Below are 21,070 nucleotides of genomic sequence, written 5' to 3'. Positions count from 1 at the left end.
CGACCGCTCAGTCGAGCCGCATGGCAATGCCGTGCTCTGCCATATAGTGTTTTGCCTGACCGACCGTATAGGTCCCGAAGTGGAAAATCGATGCGGCCAGGACCGCCGTCGCGTGGCCCTGCTTGATGCCGGCGACCATGTCGTCCAGGTTTCCGACCCCGCCCGACGCGATGACCGGTGCCCTGACGCTGTCGGCGATCATCCGCGTCAGCTCCAGGTCGTAGCCGCTCTTGGTGCCGTCCCGGTCCATGGAGGTGACGAGCAGCTCGCCGGCGCCGCGCTCGACCATCTTGACGGCGAACTCGACGGCATCGATGCCGGTCGCGTTGCGGCCACCATGCGTATAGATCTCCCAGGCGCTCAAATTGTCGCCACCGACGGCTTGGGAACGCCGCCGCTTGGCGTCGATCGACACGACGATGCACTGGTTGCCGAACTTGTCGGCGGCCTCAGCCACGAAGTCCGGATTGTTGACCGCCGCCGAGTTGATCGCGACCTTGTCGGCGCCGGCCAGCAGCAGCTTGCGGATATCGCCGACGGCACGCACGCCGCCGCCGACGGTGAGCGGCATGAAGCAATGGTCGGCGGTACGGGCGACGACGTCGAAGATCGTCTCGCGATTGTCGGAGGAGGCGGTGATGTCGAGGAAGCAGAGCTCGTCGGCACCGGCAGCGTCGTAGGCTTTCGCAGCCTCGACGGGATCGCCGGCATCGATCAGGTCGACGAAGTTGACGCCTTTCACGACGCGGCCGTCCTTGACGTCCAGGCAGGGGATGACGCGGGCTTTGAGGGTCATGCGGCACGTCCTTGTCTGGAGCGGATCAGGGCCAGGGCCTGTTTGGGATCGATACGGCCGTCATAAAGCGCACGGCCGGAAATCGCGCCTTCGAGCCGGGCCGCATCCGGCTCCAGCATGCGGCTGATATCGTCGAGCGAGGCAAGCCCGCCCGATGCGATCACCGGAATGGAGATGGCATCGGCGAGTTCCAGCGTCGACGCCCAATTGATGCCGGCCAGAATGCCGTCGCGGTCGATGTCGGTATAGATGATCGCCGAAACGCCGGCGCCTTCGAATTTCTTTGCCAGCTCGATGACGCCGAGTTCGGACGCTTCCGCCCAGCCCTCGACCGCGACCTTGCCGCCCTTGGCGTCGATGCCGACGGCGACCTTGCCCGGAAACTGCCTGCAGGCCTCGATGACCAGCGCCGGATCGCGCACCGCGACGGTGCCGAGGATGACGCGGGTTAGCCCGCGTGCCAGCCAGTTTTCGATATGATCGAGTGTGCGAATGCCGCCGCCGAGCTGCACGGGGTTCTTCGTGGCTTTCAGGATCGCGTCGACGGCGGCGCCGTTGACGCTTGTCCCCGCGAAGGCGCCGTTCAGGTCAACCACATGCAGCCATTCGAACCCCTGGTCCTCGAAAGCCTTGGCCTGGGCTGCGGGATCGGGATTGTAGACGGTGGCCTGGTCCATATCGCCGAGCTTGAGGCGCACGCACTGGCCGTCCTTCAGGTCGATTGCAGGAAAGAGGATCATGTCTTCGGTCCTTGAGAGTTCGCGCGAGCTTAGGGCTTCCAGCGCAGGAAATTGGAGATGAGGGCAAGCCCTAGTGTCTGGCTTTTCTCAGGGTGAAACTGAGAACCCGCCACATTGTCGCGGCCGACGAACGCGGTCATCGAACCGCCGTACTCGGTGGTCGCGATCACGTCGCTGCGGTGCTTGGCCGCCAGATGGTAGGAATGCACGAAATAGGCGTGCAGGCCGTCCGACCCGGTCGGGATGCCGTCAAACAGCGGGTGGGGGTGATGGATATCGAGCGTGTTCCAGCCGATCTGCGGGATCTTAAGGCTGGGATCGGAAGGCGTCATCTCGACGACATCGCCTTCGATCCAGCCGAATCCGTCGGTGATCGTCTTTTCAAGCCCCCGCGACGACATCAGCTGCATGCCGACGCAGATGCCGAGGAAAGGGCGGCCCTTGTGCTCGACGACGTCGAGGATGGCTTCCCGCATGCCCGGCACGGCGGCGAGGCCGGCGCTGCAATCCGCGTAGGCGCCGACGCCTGGCAGCACGATACGATCGGCGGTGGCCACCGCTTCGGCCTTGTCGGTCAGGTCGATCACGGCGTTGATGCCGGCTTCCCGGGCGGCCCGCTCAAAAGCCTTGGTCGCGGAACGGAGGTTGCCGGACCCGTAGTCGATGATTGCGACGCGCATCAGCGTCCTCCATGTTCGAAAAGGCCCATGTGTGGGGCCTGCCATCCGGCGGCGGGCGGCTTTGCCTGCTTTGCCCACTCGGCCGAAACCGGCATTGGTTGTTGTTCCGGTTGCGGCAGGCCGGAGAAATAGATCTCCTCGGCCGTACGCAGATCGTGGGCGGAGATCACCGTTTCCAGCGTCCAGCCGCGACGGATCAGCGCTTCGGCACGATAATGTCGGCCCTCGAGTGCCGTGAGCAGGCTGGTGGCGAAACCAAGCAGCAGGCCGGCGGTCCAGAAGCCAGGAACCTGCATCAGGATGCCGCTGCCGATCTGGATCAGCAGAACCACGATCCCGGCAATCCATAGCCGGTTGAACAGTAGCCATATCCACGGGAACAACAACGCGAGCCAGGAAAACCCGTCCGGCAGAACGAGGATCGACTGGAGATCCCTCTCGGGTCCGCTTCGCGGGTCATTGGGCGGTGTCAGAACGAGATAGCTTCTCAAGGATCGTCTCCTCAAGCAGTCAGACCAGCATTCCCTTGGTCGAAGGAACGCGATTGGCCTGCCGCGGGTCGATTTCAATGGCGGCGCGAAGTGCCCGCGCCACGGCTTTGAAGCAGGTCTCGGCGATATGATGATTGTTGGCGCCGTAATGGTTCAGCACATGCAGCGTGATGCCGGCATTCTGGGCAAGCGCCTGAAAAAATTCCCGCACCAACTCCGTATCGAACGTGCCGATCTTCGGGGCGCTGAACGCGACGTTCCAGACCAGGAACGGCCGGCCGGAAACGTCGATGGCCGCCTTGGTCATGGTCTCGTCCATGGCAAGGTCGAGCGAGGCGTAGCGGTTGATACCGCGACGGTCGCCGAGCGCCTTGGAGATTGCCTGGCCGATCGCGATACCGGTGTCTTCCACCGTGTGGTGGTCGTCGATATGCAGATCGCCGGTGACCTCGATGTCCATGTCGATCAGCGAATGTCGCGAAAGTTGGTCCAGCATATGGTCGAAGAAGCCGACGCCCGTGGAAATCCTGGCCGCGGCGGTGCCGTCGAGATTGACGGAAACGGAAACGGAGGTTTCGTTGGTCTTGCGGACGATGTTGCCCACGCGTGCGGTTGTCGTCTCACCCATCTGGGTCTGCTCCATGCGATCGATCTGCGCTCCCTTATCAGGCACGACGCCAAATATCCAGCAAAAGCAGGGCCGTGGCGGCGGCATTGCGTCATGAGATTGCATTCGCCCTGGACCGACTTACATAAATGCCCAACGGGGCGGAAATGCTCTGAAAACCAATGCCCGCAGGACGGGCCAACAGGTGCCTTATGACAACCATTATTACTGTTCGGAAAGGCGGCAAGGTCATCATGGCTGGCGACGGCCAGGTGAGCCTTGGCCAGACCGTGATGAAGGGCAATGCCCGCAAAGTGCGGCGCATCGGCAAGGGCGAAGTGATCGCCGGTTTCGCCGGCGCGACCGCTGATGCCTTCACGCTGCTCGATCGGCTCGAGAAGAAGCTCGAACAATATCCGGGCCAGCTGATGCGTGCCGCCGTCGAGCTTGCCAAGGACTGGCGCACGGACAAGTACCTGCGCAATCTCGAAGCGATGATGCTGGTCGCCGACAAATCGACGACACTGGCGGTTACCGGCAACGGTGACGTGCTGGAACCGGAGCACGGAACGATCGCGATCGGGTCGGGCGGCAACTATGCTTATGCCGCGGCGCGCGCGATGATGGATTCGGACAAGTCGGCCGAAGAGATCGCTAGGAAAGCTCTCGATATCGCTGCCGATATCTGTGTCTACACCAACCACAACCTGGTCATCGAATCGCTGGACGCCGATGGCTGACAGCGCCCCCCGCTACGCGTTTCGTGATGTCGCAGCAGAGGATTTTCCTCTGCTGGCGACCTGGCTCGCCGAGCCGCATATCGCGAAATGGTGGGGTGCGGTCGATGAGGAACTGGCCAGCATCGAATACTCGATGACCAGCGTCGAGACCCGGCCGATGATCGTGGAACTGGACGGCAGGCCGATTGCCTATCTCCAATATTACGATCCGCATCTTGAAGAGGGTCATCCCTATCAGGATCAGCCGAAAGGCACGCTCGGCATCGATATCTCGATCGGCCCTCCGGAGTTGGTCGGCATCGGCCATGGAAGCGCGATCATCCGCCAGCTCGTGGACGAGCTTTTCGAAGACGGCGCAAGAAGGATCGTCATCGATCCCGATCCGGAAAACGCCCAGGCGATCCGCGCCTACGAGAAGGCCGGCTTCCGCTACGTCGACACCAGGACATCCATATACGGTCCGGCCCATTTCATGGCGCTGGACGCAAGCCAAGAAACGGATTTGACATGAGTAACTTTTCACCCCGGGAAATCGTCTCCGAGCTGGATCGGCACATCATCGGCCAGCACGACGCCAAGCGCGCGGTGGCGATCGCGCTGCGCAACCGTTGGCGCCGTCACCAGCTCGACGAGAGCCTGCGCGACGAAGTGATGCCTAAGAACATCCTGATGATCGGCCCGACCGGCGTCGGCAAGACGGAGATATCGCGTCGCCTGGCGAAACTCGCCGGCGCGCCCTTCATCAAGGTCGAAGCGACCAAGTTCACCGAAGTCGGTTATGTCGGCCGCGATGTCGAGCAGATCATCCGCGATCTTGTCGAGATCGGCATCGGCCTCGTGCGCGACAAGATGCGCGCCGACGTGCAGGCGAAAGCCCATATGAGCGCCGAGGAACGGGTGCTCGACGCATTGGTCGGCGCCACGTCCTCGCCAGCCACCCGCGAAAGTTTCCGCAAGAAGCTGAGGGCCGGCGAGCTCGACGACAAGGAAATCGACATCGAGGTCACTGACACCGGCTCGGGCATGCCCGGCTTCGAAATCCCCGGCATGCCGGGCGCCAATATCGGCGTCTTGAACCTGTCGGAAATGTTCGGCAAGGCGATGGGCGGCCGCACCAAGAAGGTCCGTACCACCGTCAAGAAATCTTATGGCGAGCTGATCCGCGACGAATCCGACAAGCTGATCGACAACGAGGTCATCCAGCGCGAAGCCGTTCGCTCGGTCGAAAATGACGGCATCGTCTTCCTCGACGAGATCGACAAGATCGCCGCCCGTGACGGCGGCATGGGCGCCGGTGTGTCCCGCGAAGGCGTACAGCGCGACCTGCTGCCGCTGGTCGAAGGCACCACGGTCTCCACCAAATACGGACCGGTGAAGACCGATCACATCCTGTTCATCGCCTCGGGCGCCTTCCACGTCTCGAAGCCCTCCGATCTCCTGCCGGAACTCCAGGGCCGCCTGCCGATCCGGGTTGAGCTGAGGCCACTCACCAAGGAGGACTTCCGCCGCATCCTGACGGAAACCGAGGCAAGCCTCATCCGCCAGTACAAGGCTCTGATGGAAACGGAAGAGCTGACGCTCGATTTTACGGCCGACGCGATCGACGCTCTGGCGGATGTCGCCGTGCATCTCAACTCTTCGGTCGAGAATATAGGTGCCCGCCGGCTGCAGACCGTGATGGAGCGGGTGCTTGACGAAATCTCGTTCAACGCGCCCGATCAGGGCGGAACCGCGGTGACGATCGATGCGGAATACGTCAAGAAGCATGTTGGCGATCTCGCCGCCGACACCGATCTGTCGCGCTATATTCTCTGAGCGGCAATCGTGGCAGCCGGGCAACGTCCGGCTGCTCATTTGCGGGTGCTGACGGGATTTTGAACGCCCGCGTCTCGACATGGTCCTTGCGCCTCGCGTAAGGGAAGCGCGTTTTCATGGAAAATATCCGACGCTTGAGTGAGTCGGTCTGGAATGGCTTTAAGCATTCGGTGCCGGAGATCGGCATGGTCGAAGTCCTGGGACACGCAAATCTTGAAACGCATCCTTCTGGCCCTGATCCTTGTCGTCGCGACGTCCGCGGCTTCTTCCGCGCTTGCAGGCGGCCTCACGATGGTTCCCGAAGGAAATCGTCACGCGGAACAACCGAAGGTTCCGGGTGCCTCGGTACGCCGGACGCGCGCCGGCCGCACCACCTTCGATGACAAATACGAGAAGATCCGCGACCTGCTTGCTTCCGACAAGAAGCTGATCGCCAAGATCAAGTCGACGGCCGCCGATTATGGCATCGATCCGATCCATATGATCGGCGCGATCGTCGGCGAACACACCTATAATGTCGATGCCTACGACCGGCTGCAGACCTATTATGTCAAGGCGGCCGCCTATGCCGGCAACAGTTTCCGCTTCGGTTATGGCGACGAGAGCATCCAGCAGTTCCTCGACCGGCCGGAATTCGGCAAATGCGACGATTTTGCCGATTCCTACAAGCTCTGGACCTGCCGTGAAGGCGTCTGGGAAAAGAGTTTTCGCGGCCGCTCGGTCGGCGGCACCTCGTTTCCGGACAATCGCTTCAGTGCGGTCTTCTTCCAGCCCTTCTATGCCGGCCAGACCTTTGGCCTTGGCCAGGTCAATCCGCTGACGGCGCTGATGCTGTCGGACATGGTGGCCAGGAATTCCGGTTACCCGAAGCTCGACGAGAACAAGGCGGCTGCGGTTTATGACGCGATCATGGACCCGGACAAGTCGCTCGCCTATATGGCGGCCAATATCCGCCGCTCGATCGACGACTACAAGTCGATTGCAGGCATGGATATCTCCCGCAATCCCGGCATCACGGCGACGCTCTACAATACCGGCGGTTCGGCGCAGCGCGCCGCAGCACTTGCCGCCCGCGGTGGCCTGCCGGAGGAGAATTATTACGGCTGGCTGGTCAACGACAAGCTCGCCGAGTTGAAATCTCTCCTCTGACGGCGGATATTCCCTCCATAGGAAACCCCTGAGGAGGGCTCGTCCATGGACATCCGCCCCGAACCCTTCGTTCCGCCGGCACCTCCGCATCGGGATCGGCTGCTGAGCCCGATCGAGGTCATCTGGACTGCGCTCCGCAATCCGTTGGAGCTCTGGGGCAAGGTTTCCTACACGCTGCCCTGGCTCGAGACGAAGTTCTTCAAGGAACGGACGCTGATCGTCAATCATCCAGGCCTCATCCGGCACATTCTGGTGGACAATGTCAGCAATTACGTCATGTCGGAAATCCGCCAGCTCGTGCTTCGCCCGATCTTGCGGGACGGCCTTCTGACGGCGGAAGGCGAGGTCTGGAAACGTAGCCGCAAGGCGATGGCGCCGGTTTTCACGCCAAAACATTCCCGCGGTTTTGCCGGCCAGATGCTGAACCAGACCGAGGAGTTTTCAAGGAAATATGCCGCGGCCGGCGCCGGTGGCGCGGTCCGCGATATTTCCGTCGACATGACGGAACTGACCTATGCCATCCTCGCGGAAACCCTGTTTTCCGGCGAGATCGCCGGAAACAAGGAAACGGTTGCGGACGATGTCGACCAGCTTCTGCATCGCATGGGCCGAATCGACCCGATGGACATGCTGCGCGCCCCGCCCTGGGTGCCGCGCGTCACCCGCGTCGGCGGCAGGCGGATACTCGACAAGTTCCGGCGCGTGGTTGCCGAAACCATGCTGATGCGGCAGGAGCGGATGCGCAAACATCCGGGCGACGTGCCGCAGGATTTCCTGACGCTGCTGCTTCAGCTGGCCGGTCCCGACGGGCTGACGATGGACGAGATCGAGGACAATATTCTCACCTTCATCGGCGCCGGCCATGAGACGACGGCCCGGGCGCTCGCCTGGACGCTTTATTGCGTGGCGGAGTCGCCGTCGGTGCGGCAGGCCATGGAAGAGGAGATCGACCGCGTTCTGGCGTCCGGCGCCGATCCGGTCGAATGGCTGGAGCTGATGCCCTGGGTGCGGGCGGCGTTCGAAGAGGCATTGCGGCTCTATCCGCCGGCGCCGTCGATCAACCGGGAGGCGATCAGCGACGACAGCTGGACGAGCCCGGAAGGCAAGACGATCAGGATCGATGCCGGGGTAACCGTGCTGGTCATGCCCTGGACGCTGCACCGCCACGAGCTTTATTGGGACAAGCCGCGCGCCTTCATGCCCGAGCGTTTCCTGCCCGAGAACCGCGGCAAGCTGAACCGGTTTCAGTATCTGCCTTTCGGCGCAGGCCCCCGCACCTGTATCGGCGCGACCTTCGCCCTTCAGGAGGCAGTGATCGCGCTTGCGGTGCTGATGGGCCGCTATCGTTTCGATGTCACGCCGGAAACCAAGGTCTGGCCGGTCCAGAAGTTGACCACCCAGCCGCGCGACGGTCTGCTCATGCGGGTCAGTCCGCGACATCAGAGGTCTCCGCTGGTGAATTGATCTTTGCCCGCCATGCGCTATTGATCGGTATAGATCCCATGGACCGATCTTCAGGATTTTCGCGTGGCCTTTTCCTTTCCTTCCGGCCCCCTCCTTCTCGGGATTGATACCGGCGGCACCTATACGGATGCGGTGCTGTTCCGCGACGGCGAAGGCGTTATCGCCAAGGCGAAATCGCTGACGACCAGGCATGATCTGGCGGTCGGTATTGCCGGCGCCGTTGATGCGGTGCTGGAAAAAAGCGCAGTCTCCGCTTCGGCTATAGGCTTGGTTTCACTGTCGACGACGCTTGCCACGAACGCGCTGGTCGAAGGGCAGGGTGGTCGTGCCGCCCTGATCATGATCGGCTTTACTGCGGAGGATCTGGCCCGCGGCGGACTTGCGGAGGCACTGGGAAATGATCCGGTGATCTTCCTGCCCGGAGGCCACGATGTGCACGGCAACGAGACGCTGCTCGACATGGCGGCTCTGGAGGCGGCTGTGCCGACGCTTTGCGAAACAGTGTCTTCCTTTGCGGTCGCTGGTTATTTTGCCGTCCGGAATCCGGCTCATGAAGTCCGGGTGAGGGACCGTATTCGCGCGCTTTCGCATCTGCCCGTCACCTGCAGCCACGAGCTTTCGTCGAAACTCGGCGGTCCTCGCCGCGCGTTGACGACGCTTCTGAACGCCCGGCTGGTGTCGATCATCGACCGGTTGGTCGGCTCCTGCGAGGGCTTTCTGGCCGCGCGCGGCATCGCGGCGCCGATGATGGTGGTGCGCGGCGATGGCGCGCTGATCTCCGCTGCCGAGGCCCGGTTGCGGCCGATTGAGACCATCCTCTCCGGCCCCGCCGCAAGCCTTGTCGGCGCCCACTTCCTGACCGGGCTCGATCAGGCTGTGGTCTCCGATATTGGCGGCACGACGACCGATGTCGCGGTTCTCGATGGCGGGCGGCCGAAGCTGGCGGAAGAAGGCGCCGTGGTCGGCGGTCATCGCACGATGGTGGAGGCGGTGGCGCTGCGCACCTACGGGCTCGGCGGCGATTCCGAAGTCCATATCGACGATCGCGGCCTCGAAGCCCGGCTCACCCTCGGTCCACGCCGGCTTCTGCCGCTCAGCCTTGCCGCGATGGCGCATGGCGAGATCATCCTGTCGACGCTGGAAAAGCAGCTGCGCGCCAGCCATGCCGGGCGGCACGACGGCCGCTTTGCGGTGCGAACCGGTGTGCCGGATGTCCTGGCCCAGGGCCTGCAACCGCCGGAACAGGCGCTTTTTGCCCGCATCGGCGTGGTACCGGTTTCGCTCAACGATCTGCTGACGATGAATTCGCAAAGGGCGGTTCTCGATCGGCTGGTTGCAAGAGGGCTGGTGCATCTCTGCGGCATCACCCCTTCCGATGCATTGCATGTGCTTGGCCGCCAGAGCCAATGGCGCGAAGAGGCCGCAAGGCTGGGGCTGGAGCTTGCTGCCCGGCGCAAGGATGGCGCGGGGCGCGAGATCGCCGCTTCCCCGGAAGATCTGGCTGAGAAGATCGTGAGCCGGCTGACGCGCCAGTCGTCTGAAGCGGTGCTCGCGGCCTGCCTTTCCGAAGACGGCGCCGAAGCCATCGATCCCGCGGTTTCGCTTGCCGTCGACCGAGCGCTGAAACGGGTCCCTGGCATCGCGCGGTTCTCCGTCTCGCTGGATCGCCCGCTGATCGGGCTCGGCGCTTCGGCACCCGTCTATTATCCGGCGGTCGCGGATATGCTGGGCGCGCAGTCGGTCATTCCGGGCGATGCCGATGTCGCGAACGCCATCGGAGCGGTGGTCGGCCAGGTCCGTGCCAGCGTCACCATTGTCGTCACTTCCCCGGAAGAGGGCCGGTTTATAGTGTCCGGCGCGGGCGAGCGGATTGCCGTCATCGGCGAAACGGAAGCACTGGCAACGGCCCGTGGCCGTGCAATCACAGCCGCGCTGGCGCAGGCGAATGCGGATGGCGCCAAGGACGCCGCCGTGACCGTCTCGGAAGAACTGGATGCGCCGGAAATCGAGGGCTCGCGAAAGCTCATCGAGGCACGGATTACTGCCGTGGCTGTCGGTCGGCCGAGGATAGCTGTTTTTCAGGTCGCTTAGCCGGCCCATGCTCCTCGACGCTGGGGGTGTGGACCACCTTTAAGCTCTCTTCAAAAGGGCGTAAGTTGGCCGGCATTTATTCCAGCCGGGAAAAACTGCAGTGATCACCAATCTCGCCGATCTGGAAATCTTCGTCAAAGTGGCGGCCACCGGAAACATGTCGGCGGCGGCAAAGAGTCTCGGCATTTCGCCGGCAGTGGTTTCCAAGCGTATCAAGAGGCTGGAGGAGCAGCTGGGGACGCGGCTCCTGCAGCGGACCACCCGCCAGGTCGGGATGACCGACGCCGGCAAGGGTTTTTACGACAGGATCGCCAACGTCCTGACCGGGATCGAGGATGCCGAGCAGTTCGTCTCGGGCCGGTCGACCGAGATCGCCGGCAATCTGCGGATCTCCGCGCCGACTTCATTCGGGCGGATGCATATCGCGCCTCATTTGCCGGCATTCATGCAGGCAAACCCGCATCTGTCGATCGACCTGATGCTGTCGGACGAGTTCACGGATATCATCGCCCAGGGTTTTGACGTGGCGATCCGCATATCCGAGCTGAAAGATTCGAGCCTTGTCGCCCGCAAGCTTGTGCAGGTCCGACGCATTCTCTGCGCCTCTCCCTCCTACATCGCGCGGCACGGCGCTCCGACAAGCATTGAGGAGCTGGCAAACCATCACTGTCTCACGGCCCATAACGGCGAGCCCTGGAGGCTGGAAGGTCCCAAAGGTCCGCTGGTCTACCGGCCGGCCGGGATGCTGAACACAAATTCGAGCGAAGTCATCCGCGAAGCGGTAATCGCCGGCCTCGGCATCGCGCTAAGATCCACCTGGGATATCGGCAACGAGCTCAAGGACGGGCGGCTGGTGATGGTGATGCCCGGATATGAGGGCTCCAAGAACATCTCGGTCTCGGCGGTCTATCCGAGCCGGCAACATCTCCCGTCCAAGGTCCGCGCCTTCATCGAATATCTTGCCGAACTTTACGGGCCGGTGCCTTATTGGGAACGGCATTCCCTGGATGCGAGCTGGAAATAGCTGCTAACGGTGCAGATTGTTTCCGATAAGGCATAAGTCATTCAATATTTGTGCAATTGCAATTTTGCTCGCTAACAAAGACAGTTGGCGGCATGAAAAATTCGGAGGAACCGATGGCCCGCGTCGAAAAAAATGGTCTCGCAATCGATGAAAAGCTCCACGACTTCCTGGTGAAGGAAGCGCTGCCGTCGACGGGTGTCGATGCCGACCGCTTCTTTTCCGAGTTTTCGAAGATCGTCCACGACCTGGCGCCGAAGAATCGCGAGCTTCTCGCCAAACGCGACGCATTTCAGGTCAAGCTCGACGAATGGTATCGCAAGAACGGAGCGCCCAGCGATCTTGCGGTTTACGAAGCCTTTCTGCGCGACATCGGTTACCTGTTGCCGGAGGGACCGGATTTCACGGTCTCGACCGATAGGGTCGATCCGGAAATCGCCGAGATCGCCGGCCCGCAGCTCGTCGTTCCGGTCATGAATGCCCGGTACGCGCTGAATGCCGCCAACGCCCGCTGGGGTTCGCTCTACGATGCGCTTTATGGTACCGACGCCATTCCCGAGACCGAGGGAGCCGAAAAGGGCAAGGGTTACAACCCGGTCCGTGGCGCCAAGGTCATTGCCTGGGCGCGTGACTTCCTCGATCAGTCCGTGCCGCTTTCCGGCGCGAGCTGGACCGACGTGACCTCCTTTGTCGTCACCGGCGGCAAGCTCACGGCTGCTGCTCAGGACGGCAAGACCGTCAATCTCGCCGATCCGGCTCAGTTTGCCGGCTATCTTGGTGAGCCGGCCCAGCCGACCCATCTGCTGCTGACGAAGAACGGCCTGCATATCGAAATCCTGATCGATCCCACGACGGCGATCGGCAGGGACGATCCGGCCCGGATTTCGGATGTCTGGCTGGAATCGGCGATCACCGCGATCATGGACTGCGAGGATTCGATCGCAGCCGTCGATGCCGAGGACAAGGTCGTCGTCTACCGCAACTGGCTCGGCCTGATGAACGGCGACCTTCAGGAAGAGGTGGCCAAGGGCGGCAAGTCCTTCATCCGCAAGCTCAACCCCGACACGACGTTCAAGGCGCCTGCCGGCGGTGATGTCACGGTCAAGCGCCGCTCGCTGATGCTGATCCGCAATGTCGGGCACCTGATGACCAATCCGGCGGTTTTGGACAGCGAGGGCAGGGAAGTTCCGGAAGGCATCATGGACGCCATGATTACGGCGCTGATTGCGATCCACGATATCGGCCCAAACGGCCGTCGCCAGAATTCGCGGGCCGGCTCCATGTATGTGGTGAAGCCGAAGATGCACGGGCCGGAAGAGGTCGCTTTCGCCTGCGAGATTTTTACCCGCGTCGAACAGGCGCTCGGCCTTCCGACCAATTCCATGAAAATGGGCATCATGGACGAGGAACGCCGCACCACGATCAATCTCAAGGCCTGCATCCGCGAGGCCCGCGAGCGCGTCGTGTTCATCAATACCGGCTTCCTCGACCGCACCGGCGACGAGATTCACACCTCGATGGAAGCCGGCCCGATGATCCGCAAGGGCGACATGAAACAGGCGGCCTGGATCGCCGCCTACGAGAACTGGAATGTCGATATCGGCCTCGAATGCGGCCTGTCCGGGCATGCGCAGATCGGCAAGGGCATGTGGGCCATGCCGGACCTGATGGCGGCGATGCTGGAGCAGAAGATTGCTCATCCGAAGGCCGGCGCCAACACTGCCTGGGTTCCATCGCCGACGGCGGCCACGTTGCACGCCACCCACTATCACAAGGTCGACGTTGCCGCCGTCCAGGCCGGTCTGAAGAGCCGCACCCGTGCCAAACTGTCGGACATTCTCTCCGTGCCGGTCGCGGTGCGGCCGAACTGGACGCCGGAGGAAATCCAGCGCGAACTCGACAACAATGCGCAGGGCATTCTCGGCTACGTCGTCCGCTGGATCGACCAGGGCGTCGGCTGTTCGAAGGTGCCGGACATCAACAATGTCGGATTGATGGAAGACCGTGCGACGCTGCGCATTTCCGCCCAGCACATGGCGAACTGGCTCTATCACAAGCTCACCAGCGAAGAGCAGATCGTCGAGACGATGAAGCGGATGGCGGGGGTCGTGGATGGCCAGAATGTCGGCGACCCGCTCTACACGCCGATGACCAGGGATTTCGACGGTTCCGTCGCCTTCCAGGCCGCGCTTGAACTCGTGCTCAAGGGTCGCGAGCAGCCGAACGGTTATACAGAGCCGGTCCTGCATCGCCGCCGTCTGGAACTGAAAGCCAAGCTCGCCGGCTGACCGGCGAGCAAAGATCAGGCAAAGAAAAGGCCGCCGGAGAGTTCTCTCGGCGGCCTTTTCGTATTCTCGTCGAATTTCGCGATTACTGGATTACGACGACCTTGGTTTCGCGGCCCGGACGGACGCGGCTGTAAAGGTCGATGACGTCCTGGTTGATCAGGCGGATGCAGCCCGACGAAGCGGCGGTGCCGATGGAGGCCCATTCCGGCGTGCCGTGCAGGCGGAAGAGCGTATCCTGGCCCTTTTCGTTGAAGAGGTACATGGCGCGCGCACCGAGCGGATTGCTAAGGCCGGGGCCCATGCCGTCTTCGACGTATTTGGCGACGTCCGGACGACGTCCGGCCATTTCCTTCGGCGGGTGCCAGGTCGGCCATTCCTGTTTCCAGGCGACGTAAGCGGTCCCGGACCAGGCAAAGCCCTGCTTGCCGACGCCGATGCCGTAGCGCATCGCCTTGCCGTTCGGCAGGATGTAGTAGAGATGGCGCTCACGCGTATTGACGACGATCGTGCCCGGCTTTTCGCTGGTCTGATAGCTGACGATCTGGCGGACGAACTGCTTGTCCACCTTGTTGATCGGGATCGCCGGAAGCGTATAGCCGGCGTCTCTCACCGAACCGTAGGAGTCGTTGAAGATCTGTTCGGTATAGGAGGCCGTGGCCACCTGGGTGCCGCCGCCGGGAATCGTGGAGGCGCAACCGGCCAAGGCAGCAGTTGCCAACAGGCCGAGTGCGAGCATGCTAGTGCGAAAGCGCATGGAAATCTCTTGGGTAAAACGAATCGATTGAGACGGACGCACGCCCATCTTTGATCAGGGGTTATTTTAGATTAGATTACGCTTGGCAAGCGCTGCAGCGCATCAAAACAGAGCCGGCGCATGATTGAAAAAAGCCATGGCGTTTTTGCAACATCATGGAAGCGGTTTTTCGGGATTCTATGACTATACTCAACCTTGCCAGTAATAATCCGTTAATAGATGGGCGGCAGTCAGCCCGCGCCATGCTGGTCCGCAAGGGCGTCCAGATTCTGCTGCACGACATGCGGCACGCGATGTTGCCCGAACTCGTGCTGTCGAGCGGAAGGCGCGCCGACCTGGTGACCATTTCGGAAAAGGGCGAGATCTGGATCATCGAGATCAAGACGTCGATCGAGGATTTTCGCGTCGACCGCAAATGGCCGGAATACCGAGCCTTCTGCGACCGCCTGTTTTTCGCGACGCACAAGGACGTGCCGCTCGACATCTTCCCGGAGGATTGCGGCCTCTTCCTCTCGGACGGTTATGGCGGGCACCTGCTGCGCGACGCACCTGAACACAGACTTCCGCCTGCGACCCGCAAGGCGATGACACTGAACTTTTCGCGTGCCGCCGCCCAGCGCCTGATGCTGGCTGAATGGGCGACCGGCAAGAGTTTCGACGAGATGTGACTTATTTCGGCGCGCGCTTGGCAAGGATGCGCTGCAGCGTGCGGCGATGCATGTTGAGCCGCCGCGCCGTCTCCGACACATTACGTTCGCACATCTCATAGACCCGCTGGATATGTTCCCAGCGCACACGATCCGCCGACATCGGGTTTTCAGGCACATCAGCCCGCTCGCCCGGCCTCTGGGTCAGCGCGCTAAAAATGTCGTCGGCGTCGGCGGGCTTGGCGAGATAGTCGAGCGCCCCGAGTTTCACGGCCGTCACGGCGGTCGCGATATTGCCGTAGCCGGTCAGCACGATCACCTTGGTATCCTCGCGGCTCTGGCGGATCGCCTCGATCACGTCCAGCCCGTTGCCGTCGCCGAGGCGCAGGTCGACCACAGCATATTTCGGCGGCCGCGCCTTCGTTTTGGCGATACCTTCCGCGACGGACTCTGCCGTATCGACCAGGAAGCCGCGGGTCTCCATGGCTCGAGCGAGCCGGCGCAGGAACGGTCCATCGTCATCGACGATCAGCAGCGAAGGGTCAGGCCCGAGTTCGGGATCGGCATGAACCTTGGTCGGTTCCGGGTGTGTTTCCATCTCTTTTGTCTCCGCGGGTTTCAAAGGCCCGCTTGCCTTTTCGGTATGATCGGCCGACCGGCCGGATTATTTCAAGTCCTGCGCGTCCATCACCGAACGCGGCCATTCGATATCAATGCGGGCGCCCGGTTCGCCGCTGTCGCGGTTGCCGAAGCGGATCGCGGCGCCGGACCGTTCGAGCAGCGTCTTGGCGATGAAAAGACCGAGGCCAAGTCCACCCGCCCGTTCGTCTTCCTTGGGTCTCTTCGTCATATAGGGTTCGCCGATCCGCGAAAGAATATCCGGCGCATAACCCTGGCCGTCATCCTCGATGGTGATCGCCACCCGCTCGACATTGTGCTCCACCGTGACGGTCACTTTGCTCTTGGCATAATCGACCGCGTTTTCGATCAGGTTGCCGAGTCCATATATAATGCCGGCATTGCGGTTGCCGACCGGCTCGTTGGTCCGGTCGTTTTTCTCGACGAGTTCGATCTCGATGCCGAATTGCCGATGCGGCGCCACGACCTCCTCGACCAGGGAGGAAAGCGGCAGCCGGCGCATATGTTCCTCGCTCTCGGCGGAAAGCGAGGTAAGCCGGCGAAGAATATCGCGACAGCGTTCGCTCTGGCTTCGCAGCAGCAGCACGTCCTCGCGGAACCGGTCGTCGGGACCAAGCTCGCGCTCCATCTCCTTGGCGACGACGCTGATGGTTGCGAGCGGCGTGCCGAGCTCATGGGCCGCCGCCGCCGCCAGCCCGTCGAGCTGCGAAAGGTGCTTTTCCCGCTCCAGGACCAGTTCGGTCGCCGCAAGCGCATCGGCGAGCAGCGTCGCTTCATGGCTGACGCGATAGGCATAAAAGGCCGCGAACATCATCATCGAGGCGATCGAACACCAGACGCCGAGCTGCATGACCGGCTGGATCCGGAGTGGTTCGCCCTCATACCAGGGCACCGCGTAGGGCGAAAAGGCGAGCACCGTGGTGCAGACCAGCGCAAAAACGATCAGGACAAGCGAATGGCGCAGCGGCTGAGACGCGAAGGCGATGATCACCGGAACGCAGATCAGCGGCGCAAAGGGGTTGGCAAGCCCGCCGGTGATGAACAGCAGCGCTGCCATCTGCAACAGGTCGAAACCGAGCAGCGCCAGCGCCGATTTCGGGCCAAGCCGATGGGTCGGCGGGAACCAGGCCGACAGGGTGAGGTTGGCGACCGCAAGCGCACCAACCAGAATGCCTGCCTCCTGCAGCGGCAGAGGAAACTGCAGTAGCAGCCCGACGATGACGACGGTAATCGTCTGACCGGCGACCGCCAGCCAGCGCAGCCGCACCAGTGTCTGAAGCCGAATTCGTCGGCTTGAGGGGCCGAATTGCGCAAAACGCACTGAAGGACTGTCTACGCTCACCGTCTGCTCTTACCTTGCCTTATACAAGTGACTTGCGGCCGCCTTCATAAACCGGCTCGACTTCAGGTCGCAGGCGGCATTCTGTCACGTCCCGCGCGGTTTGGCACGTGTCGTCGGCGCAGCCTCGGCCGGATCCTCCGGCCAGGGATGTTTGGGATAACGGCCGCGCATTTCGGCCCGCACATCCTTCCAGGAACCGGCCCAGAAACCGGGCAGGTCCCGTGTCGTCTGGATCGGCCGATGCGCCGGCGAGTTCAGTTCGAGCAGCAGCGGCAGTTTTCCGCCGGCAATCGCCGGATGTTTCTTCAGCCCGAACAGTTCCTGCACCCGGATCGCCAGGACCGGCTCCTCGCCATCATAGCGGATCGGATGCCGCTCGCCCGTAGGCGCCTCGAAATGCGTCGGCGCCAGCTTGGCGAGATTCTGGGAAACCTCGTGCGGAATGAGCGAACGCAGCCCTTCCGAAAGACTGCCGGGATTGATGGAATCGATGCCTGATGCACCGCCCTGGAAGGGAACGAACCAGTCGTCGAGTCGGGCGAGCAGCGCCTCGTCGCTCATATCCGGCCAAGGCTCGCCGATCGACCGGTTCAGGAAGCCGATCCGGTCGCGCAGCTGCGCGCCTTCCTTGGAGAATGGCAGGGCCTGAAGCCCCAGTTCCCGCACGCCGTCCGCAAGCGCCTGCGCCGCCCGTTCGCCGCTCGGCCGGGGCAGTGGCCTTTCTTCGAAGATGATAGCGCCGAGCCGGGTCACCTTGCGGGCGCGCACCTGCCGGCTGGGCCGGTCGAAGAAACATTCCTCGCTCTCGCGGATTGCGCCGGCAAGCTCCACTTCCACATCCGCCCGGCTGATCTCCGCCGCCGCGAGAATACGCGCCTGTGCTGCCCGACCGGTCAGGTCGGCGATGACCAGCATCTGCGATGCCGCCAACCGCTCGGTCTCCTGCAGTTCCGCGCCACGCCCATTCGCCATCACGAAACGCCCGCGCCCGCCGCGCTGCAGCGCGATCCGGTCCGGATAGGCATGCAGCAGAAGCCGGCCGGCGAGAACCGTTTCCGTCGACTGCGATCGCCTCGGCAGGTTCGAGAAGATCCGATCGGCAAGTTTACGGGCCGCATCGGCTCTGTCGCCGCGTTCGTTGCGGAACCGCCGCAACCGTTCGTCGAGATCGATATTGCTGCCGCCGAGCCCCTGTTCGGTCAGAAGCACGGCAAGCAGACAGGCCTGCCTGCCGAAACCCTCTTCCGCCGCCGAGATCGCCATGGCCGCAAGCCGCGGCGGAAGCGCCAGTTCCCGCATCAACCGGCCCTTTTCCGTCAGCCCGCCCTGGGGGTCGAGTGCGCCGAGCTGGGTCAGCAGCACCTTTGCCTCGTTGAAGGCTGGCCCGGGAGGCGGATCGAGAAACGCAAGTCCCTTCGGATCCTGGACGCCCCAATGGGCTAGATCGAGAACCAGGCCGGAAAGGTCGCTTGCCAATATCTGCGGCGGCGTGAACGCCTGCAGCGCTGCCGTCTGTCCCGGATGCCAGAGGCGCATCGCGATGCCCGGTTCCGTACGGCCGGCTCGACCCGCCCGCTGATCCGCCGAGGCGCGGGAAACACGCACCGTCTCCAGCCGGGTGATCCCGGTCGAGGGCTCGAACACCGGTAGGCGCTGCAGCCCGCTGTCGATGACGATCCGGACTCCGTCTATAGTAATGGAGGTTTCGGCGATCGACGTCGCCAGCACGATCTTGCGCTGCCCGGCGGGCGCCGGCCTGATCGCCAGATCCTGCTCCCTCTGGGAAAGATTGCCATAAAGCAGCACCACCACGGTCTCCGCCCCGAACCGCCCCGCAAGCCGCTCGGCCGTGCGCAGGATTTCCGCCTGGCCCGGTAGGAAAGCGAGGATGGAACCCGTGTCATTCGCGTGCGCCTCGACGATCGCCCGCGTCATCGCGTCTTCGATCCTTTCGTTCGGGGCGCGGTCGCGATGCTGGATGTCGATCGGAAAAGTCCGGCCTTCGCTCTTGATGACAGGAGGCTCGCCAAGCAGGCCCGCCACACGGTCCACATCCAATGTCGCCGACATGACGAGGAGCCGGAGATCGTCGCGCAATGCCGATTGCACATCGAGCGCCAGTGCCAGACCGAAATCCGCGTCGAGCGATCGCTCGTGAAACTCGTCGAAAATAACCGTGGAAACGCCATTCAGCTCCGGATCGTCAAGAATCATCCGGGCGAAAACGCCTTCTGTCACCACTTCGATCCGGGTCTTCGCCGAGACCTTATTGTCGAGCCGCATCCGGTAGCCGACCCGATCGCCTACCTGCTCACCAAGCAGCGACGCCATCCGGGATGCAGCTGCGCGCGCTGCCAGCCGTCGCGGTTCGAGCAGGATGATTTTTCCCGTGCACCAGGCCTGGTCGAGCAATGCCAGTGGCACGAGCGTCGTCTTGCCGGCACCCGGCGGTGCTGAGAGTACGGCACGTGTGCCTTGGGCCAGCGCTTCCATTATAATGCCCAGCACTTCGGTAACGGGAAGTCTCGGCAGGCTCCTTGTGATCGGGCCCGCACCTTGCGCTGCGGTCATCAGCGCGAAACCTGTCCGCTGGCCCGGTTATAGGCAAGGATCGCTCCGGCAAGATCCTCGAGCGCTGCGCCCACCGACTTGAAGAGCGTGATCTCGTCCGCGCTTGTGCGGCCGGGATGTTTTCCATGCGCGAGTTCGGCCAGTTCCGCCTTGATCCCCTCCTTCGACAGCGCCCCGCTTGCAAGCGGCAGAACGATATCGCCACCTTCCTTCATGGCGCCGGCGCGTGTATCGACGAAGACAGACGCGCGCCGCACCGCCTCGTCGTCGCTCTCGCGCATGTCCGGCTTGAAGGCGCCGACGAGGTCCAGATGCGCGCCCGGCTTCAGCCATTCACCGCGGATCAGTGGCTCGTTGGATAGTGTCGCGCAGGAAATAATATCCGCCTGTCCGGCCGCGCCGGCAAGATCCTCGACGGCCGCCGCGTCGAGCCCGAGCATCCGTGCCTCGTGCGCAGTCTCTTCGGCCTTCTCTATATGACGTCCCCAGATGCGGAAATGTTTGAGCGGCCGTGTGATCGCATGGGCCTGCATCAAGTTGAGCGAAAGCCGGCCGGTTCCGACCATCAGCATGACCTCGGCATCTTCTCGCGCGAGATAGCGGGCGGCGAGCGCCGAGGTCGCGGCGGTGCGCCGCGCGGTCAGCTCGCCGCCTTCGACGATCGCCAGCATCTCCCCGGTCTTGCCCGACGAAAGAAGGTAGCTGCCGAAGATGGTCGACAGGGACCGGAGATGATTGTCCGGAAACAGGTTGAGGATCTTGACGCCGATATGGTCGCCAGGCACCCAGGCGGGCATCAGCAGCATGACCGCATTTGCCTCACCCGGCACCTCCATCTCATGATGGTGGCGCACCGGCATGACGCAGTCGCTTTTGAACATCGTTTCGATTGCCGCGATGAGTTCCGCAAAGGGGAGTGCATCCCGGGTCTGCACTTCATTCAATACCAGCATGTCATACTCCAGCCGCCAGAAATCGGTTTTACCCTAACAACGCGAAATCGCCGCGTAAAATGGGTTTTCGGCGCTCGAGAGCTGCCCTTTCGTTAAGCGCTGCTCATTTTATGGCCGGAAATCGCGCGTTTTGGGCAGGTCCCGAGAAAAATGACAGTTTTTTGAAAATCCCTGTTGACTTCAAACTGGGGTCGGCACTATAACCCGCTCACTGAACGAGGGCGGCGGCGCTGCTGGCGACGACGACTTTCGTTCTACAGAAATCACTGATTGATTGGCGCA

At 62.6% G+C, this 21,070-nt stretch carries 19 protein-coding genes; 9 read left to right on the top strand and 10 right to left on the bottom strand.

Annotation, left to right across the window (positions count from 1 at the left end):
* Positions 1–7: 7 nt before the first annotated feature.
* From hisF to hisB, 5 genes are read right to left on the bottom strand one after another with little or no spacing between them, the layout of a single operon-like run.
* Positions 8–796, bottom strand: a complete 789-nt coding sequence (gene hisF / locus MOV63_RS22615; RefSeq protein WP_038547455.1) for an imidazole glycerol phosphate synthase subunit HisF — start codon at positions 794–796, stop codon at positions 8–10.
* The gene (gene hisA, locus MOV63_RS22610) at positions 793–1,536 is read right to left on the bottom strand and encodes a 1-(5-phosphoribosyl)-5-[(5-phosphoribosylamino)methylideneamino]imidazole-4-carboxamide isomerase (protein ID WP_247037044.1); all 744 of its coding nucleotides are present in this window, start codon (positions 1,534–1,536) and stop codon (positions 793–795) included. Before hisA ends, hisF begins: the two co-directional genes overlap by 4 nt.
* A 29-nt stretch (positions 1,537–1,565) precedes the next feature.
* The gene (gene hisH / locus MOV63_RS22605; RefSeq protein WP_247037042.1) at positions 1,566–2,216 is read right to left on the bottom strand and encodes an imidazole glycerol phosphate synthase subunit HisH; all 651 of its coding nucleotides are present in this window, start codon (positions 2,214–2,216) and stop codon (positions 1,566–1,568) included.
* Entirely contained in the window at positions 2,216–2,707 is a 492-nt protein-coding gene (locus tag MOV63_RS22600) for a DUF2628 domain-containing protein (RefSeq protein WP_247037040.1), read from the bottom strand. Before MOV63_RS22600 ends, hisH begins: the two co-directional genes overlap by 1 nt.
* 19 nt (positions 2,708–2,726) lie before the next feature.
* Positions 2,727–3,335, bottom strand: coding sequence for an imidazoleglycerol-phosphate dehydratase HisB (gene hisB / locus MOV63_RS22595; protein ID WP_247037062.1), 609 nt, complete (start codon positions 3,333–3,335; stop codon positions 2,727–2,729).
* 191 nt (positions 3,336–3,526) lie between these two features.
* On the opposite strand from hisB, the gene hslV reads away from it, so the two are divergent.
* The 8 genes from hslV to MOV63_RS22555 all read left to right on the top strand — a co-directional run bounded on the left by hslV (position 3,527) and on the right by MOV63_RS22555 (position 13,882).
* Positions 3,527–4,054 carry an ATP-dependent protease subunit HslV gene (hslV, locus tag MOV63_RS22590; protein ID WP_247037038.1) on the top strand — a complete coding sequence of 176 codons (528 nt, stop codon included), beginning with the start codon at positions 3,527–3,529 and terminating at the stop codon, positions 4,052–4,054.
* A complete protein-coding gene (locus tag MOV63_RS22585; RefSeq protein ID WP_247037036.1) occupies positions 4,047–4,565 on the top strand; it encodes a GNAT family N-acetyltransferase in 519 nt (172 codons plus the stop codon). The genes hslV and MOV63_RS22585 overlap by 8 nt, the downstream gene beginning before the upstream one ends.
* Positions 4,562–5,869, top strand: coding sequence for an ATP-dependent protease ATPase subunit HslU (hslU, locus tag MOV63_RS22580; RefSeq protein ID WP_247037034.1), 1,308 nt, complete (start codon positions 4,562–4,564; stop codon positions 5,867–5,869). Before MOV63_RS22585 ends, hslU begins: the two co-directional genes overlap by 4 nt.
* A gap of 213 nt (positions 5,870–6,082) precedes the next feature.
* A complete protein-coding gene (locus MOV63_RS22575) occupies positions 6,083–7,018 on the top strand; it encodes a DUF1402 family protein (protein ID WP_247037033.1) in 936 nt (311 codons plus the stop codon).
* A 45-nt stretch (positions 7,019–7,063) separates the two neighbouring features.
* Positions 7,064–8,482, top strand: a complete 1,419-nt coding sequence (locus tag MOV63_RS22570; protein WP_247037025.1) for a cytochrome P450 — start codon at positions 7,064–7,066, stop codon at positions 8,480–8,482.
* A 63-nt stretch (positions 8,483–8,545) separates the two neighbouring features.
* On the top strand, positions 8,546–10,573 hold the full coding sequence (locus MOV63_RS22565) for a hydantoinase/oxoprolinase family protein (RefSeq protein ID WP_247037024.1): 2,028 nt from the start codon (positions 8,546–8,548) through the stop codon (positions 10,571–10,573).
* 103 nt (positions 10,574–10,676) lie between these two features.
* The gene (locus tag MOV63_RS22560; RefSeq protein WP_247037060.1) at positions 10,677–11,597 is read left to right on the top strand and encodes a LysR family transcriptional regulator; all 921 of its coding nucleotides are present in this window, start codon (positions 10,677–10,679) and stop codon (positions 11,595–11,597) included.
* 113 nt (positions 11,598–11,710) lie between these two features.
* A complete protein-coding gene (locus MOV63_RS22555; RefSeq protein ID WP_247037022.1) occupies positions 11,711–13,882 on the top strand; it encodes a malate synthase G in 2,172 nt (723 codons plus the stop codon).
* Positions 13,883–13,964: 82 nt separating this feature from the next.
* Here the strand turns inward: MOV63_RS22555 and MOV63_RS22550 are convergent, their stop codons facing one another.
* The gene (locus MOV63_RS22550; RefSeq protein WP_038547484.1) at positions 13,965–14,636 is read right to left on the bottom strand and encodes a L,D-transpeptidase; all 672 of its coding nucleotides are present in this window, start codon (positions 14,634–14,636) and stop codon (positions 13,965–13,967) included.
* A gap of 179 nt (positions 14,637–14,815) precedes the next feature.
* On the opposite strand from MOV63_RS22550, the gene MOV63_RS22545 reads away from it, so the two are divergent.
* On the top strand, positions 14,816–15,304 hold the full coding sequence (locus tag MOV63_RS22545) for an MmcB family DNA repair protein (protein WP_038549872.1): 489 nt from the start codon (positions 14,816–14,818) through the stop codon (positions 15,302–15,304).
* Position 15,305: 1 nt separating this feature from the next.
* Here MOV63_RS22545 and MOV63_RS22540 read toward each other — a convergent pair whose 3' ends face one another.
* From MOV63_RS22540 to MOV63_RS22525, 4 genes are all read right to left on the bottom strand, one after another.
* Positions 15,306–15,881 carry an ActR/PrrA/RegA family redox response regulator transcription factor gene (locus MOV63_RS22540; RefSeq protein WP_038547487.1) on the bottom strand — a complete coding sequence of 192 codons (576 nt, stop codon included), beginning with the start codon at positions 15,879–15,881 and terminating at the stop codon, positions 15,306–15,308.
* A gap of 66 nt (positions 15,882–15,947) precedes the next feature.
* Complete coding sequence (locus MOV63_RS22535; RefSeq protein WP_244447454.1) at positions 15,948–17,264, bottom strand: ActS/PrrB/RegB family redox-sensitive histidine kinase; 1,317 nt, start codon at positions 17,262–17,264, stop codon at positions 15,948–15,950.
* An 84-nt stretch (positions 17,265–17,348) separates the two neighbouring features.
* Positions 17,349–19,835 (bottom strand): ATP-dependent helicase HrpB, encoded by a 2,487-nt coding sequence (hrpB, locus tag MOV63_RS22530; RefSeq protein WP_247037020.1) that lies wholly within the window; start codon positions 19,833–19,835, stop codon positions 17,349–17,351.
* The gene (locus MOV63_RS22525) at positions 19,835–20,788 is read right to left on the bottom strand and encodes an ornithine cyclodeaminase family protein (protein WP_247037018.1); all 954 of its coding nucleotides are present in this window, start codon (positions 20,786–20,788) and stop codon (positions 19,835–19,837) included. The genes hrpB and MOV63_RS22525 overlap by 1 nt, the downstream gene beginning before the upstream one ends.
* Positions 20,789–21,070: the final 282 nt, after the last annotated feature.

This window comes from Neorhizobium sp. SHOUNA12A (assembly GCF_023006505.1).
Taxonomy (GTDB): domain Bacteria; phylum Pseudomonadota; class Alphaproteobacteria; order Rhizobiales; family Rhizobiaceae; genus Neorhizobium.
This window is presented reverse-complemented; position numbering and strand designations above follow the sequence as displayed.

Bases quoted from the DNA above. Each gene is read 5' to 3' on its own strand.
- hisF (WP_038547455.1), bottom strand. From the start codon at position 796: ATGACCCTCAAAGCCCGCGTCATCCCCTGCCTGGACGTCAAGGACGGC.
- hisA (WP_247037044.1), bottom strand. From the start codon at position 1,536: ATGATCCTCTTTCCTGCAATCGACCTGAAGGACGGCCAGTGCGTGCGC.
- hisH (WP_247037042.1), bottom strand. From the start codon at position 2,216: ATGCGCGTCGCAATCATCGACTACGGGTCCGGCAACCTCCGTTCCGCG.
- hisB (WP_247037062.1), bottom strand. From the start codon at position 3,335: ATGGGTGAGACGACAACCGCACGCGTGGGCAACATCGTCCGCAAGACC.
- hslV (WP_247037038.1), top strand. From the start codon at position 3,527: ATGACAACCATTATTACTGTTCGGAAAGGCGGCAAGGTCATCATGGCT.
- MOV63_RS22585 (WP_247037036.1), top strand. From the start codon at position 4,047: ATGGCTGACAGCGCCCCCCGCTACGCGTTTCGTGATGTCGCAGCAGAG.
- hslU (WP_247037034.1), top strand. From the start codon at position 4,562: ATGAGTAACTTTTCACCCCGGGAAATCGTCTCCGAGCTGGATCGGCAC.
- MOV63_RS22570 (WP_247037025.1), top strand. From the start codon at position 7,064: ATGGACATCCGCCCCGAACCCTTCGTTCCGCCGGCACCTCCGCATCGG.
- MOV63_RS22555 (WP_247037022.1), top strand. From the start codon at position 11,711: ATGGCCCGCGTCGAAAAAAATGGTCTCGCAATCGATGAAAAGCTCCAC.
- MOV63_RS22550 (WP_038547484.1), bottom strand. From the start codon at position 14,636: ATGCGCTTTCGCACTAGCATGCTCGCACTCGGCCTGTTGGCAACTGCT.
- MOV63_RS22545 (WP_038549872.1), top strand. From the start codon at position 14,816: ATGACTATACTCAACCTTGCCAGTAATAATCCGTTAATAGATGGGCGG.
- MOV63_RS22540 (WP_038547487.1), bottom strand. From the start codon at position 15,881: ATGGAAACACACCCGGAACCGACCAAGGTTCATGCCGATCCCGAACTC.
- hrpB (WP_247037020.1), bottom strand. From the start codon at position 19,835: ATGACCGCAGCGCAAGGTGCGGGCCCGATCACAAGGAGCCTGCCGAGA.
- MOV63_RS22525 (WP_247037018.1), bottom strand. From the start codon at position 20,788: ATGCTGGTATTGAATGAAGTGCAGACCCGGGATGCACTCCCCTTTGCG.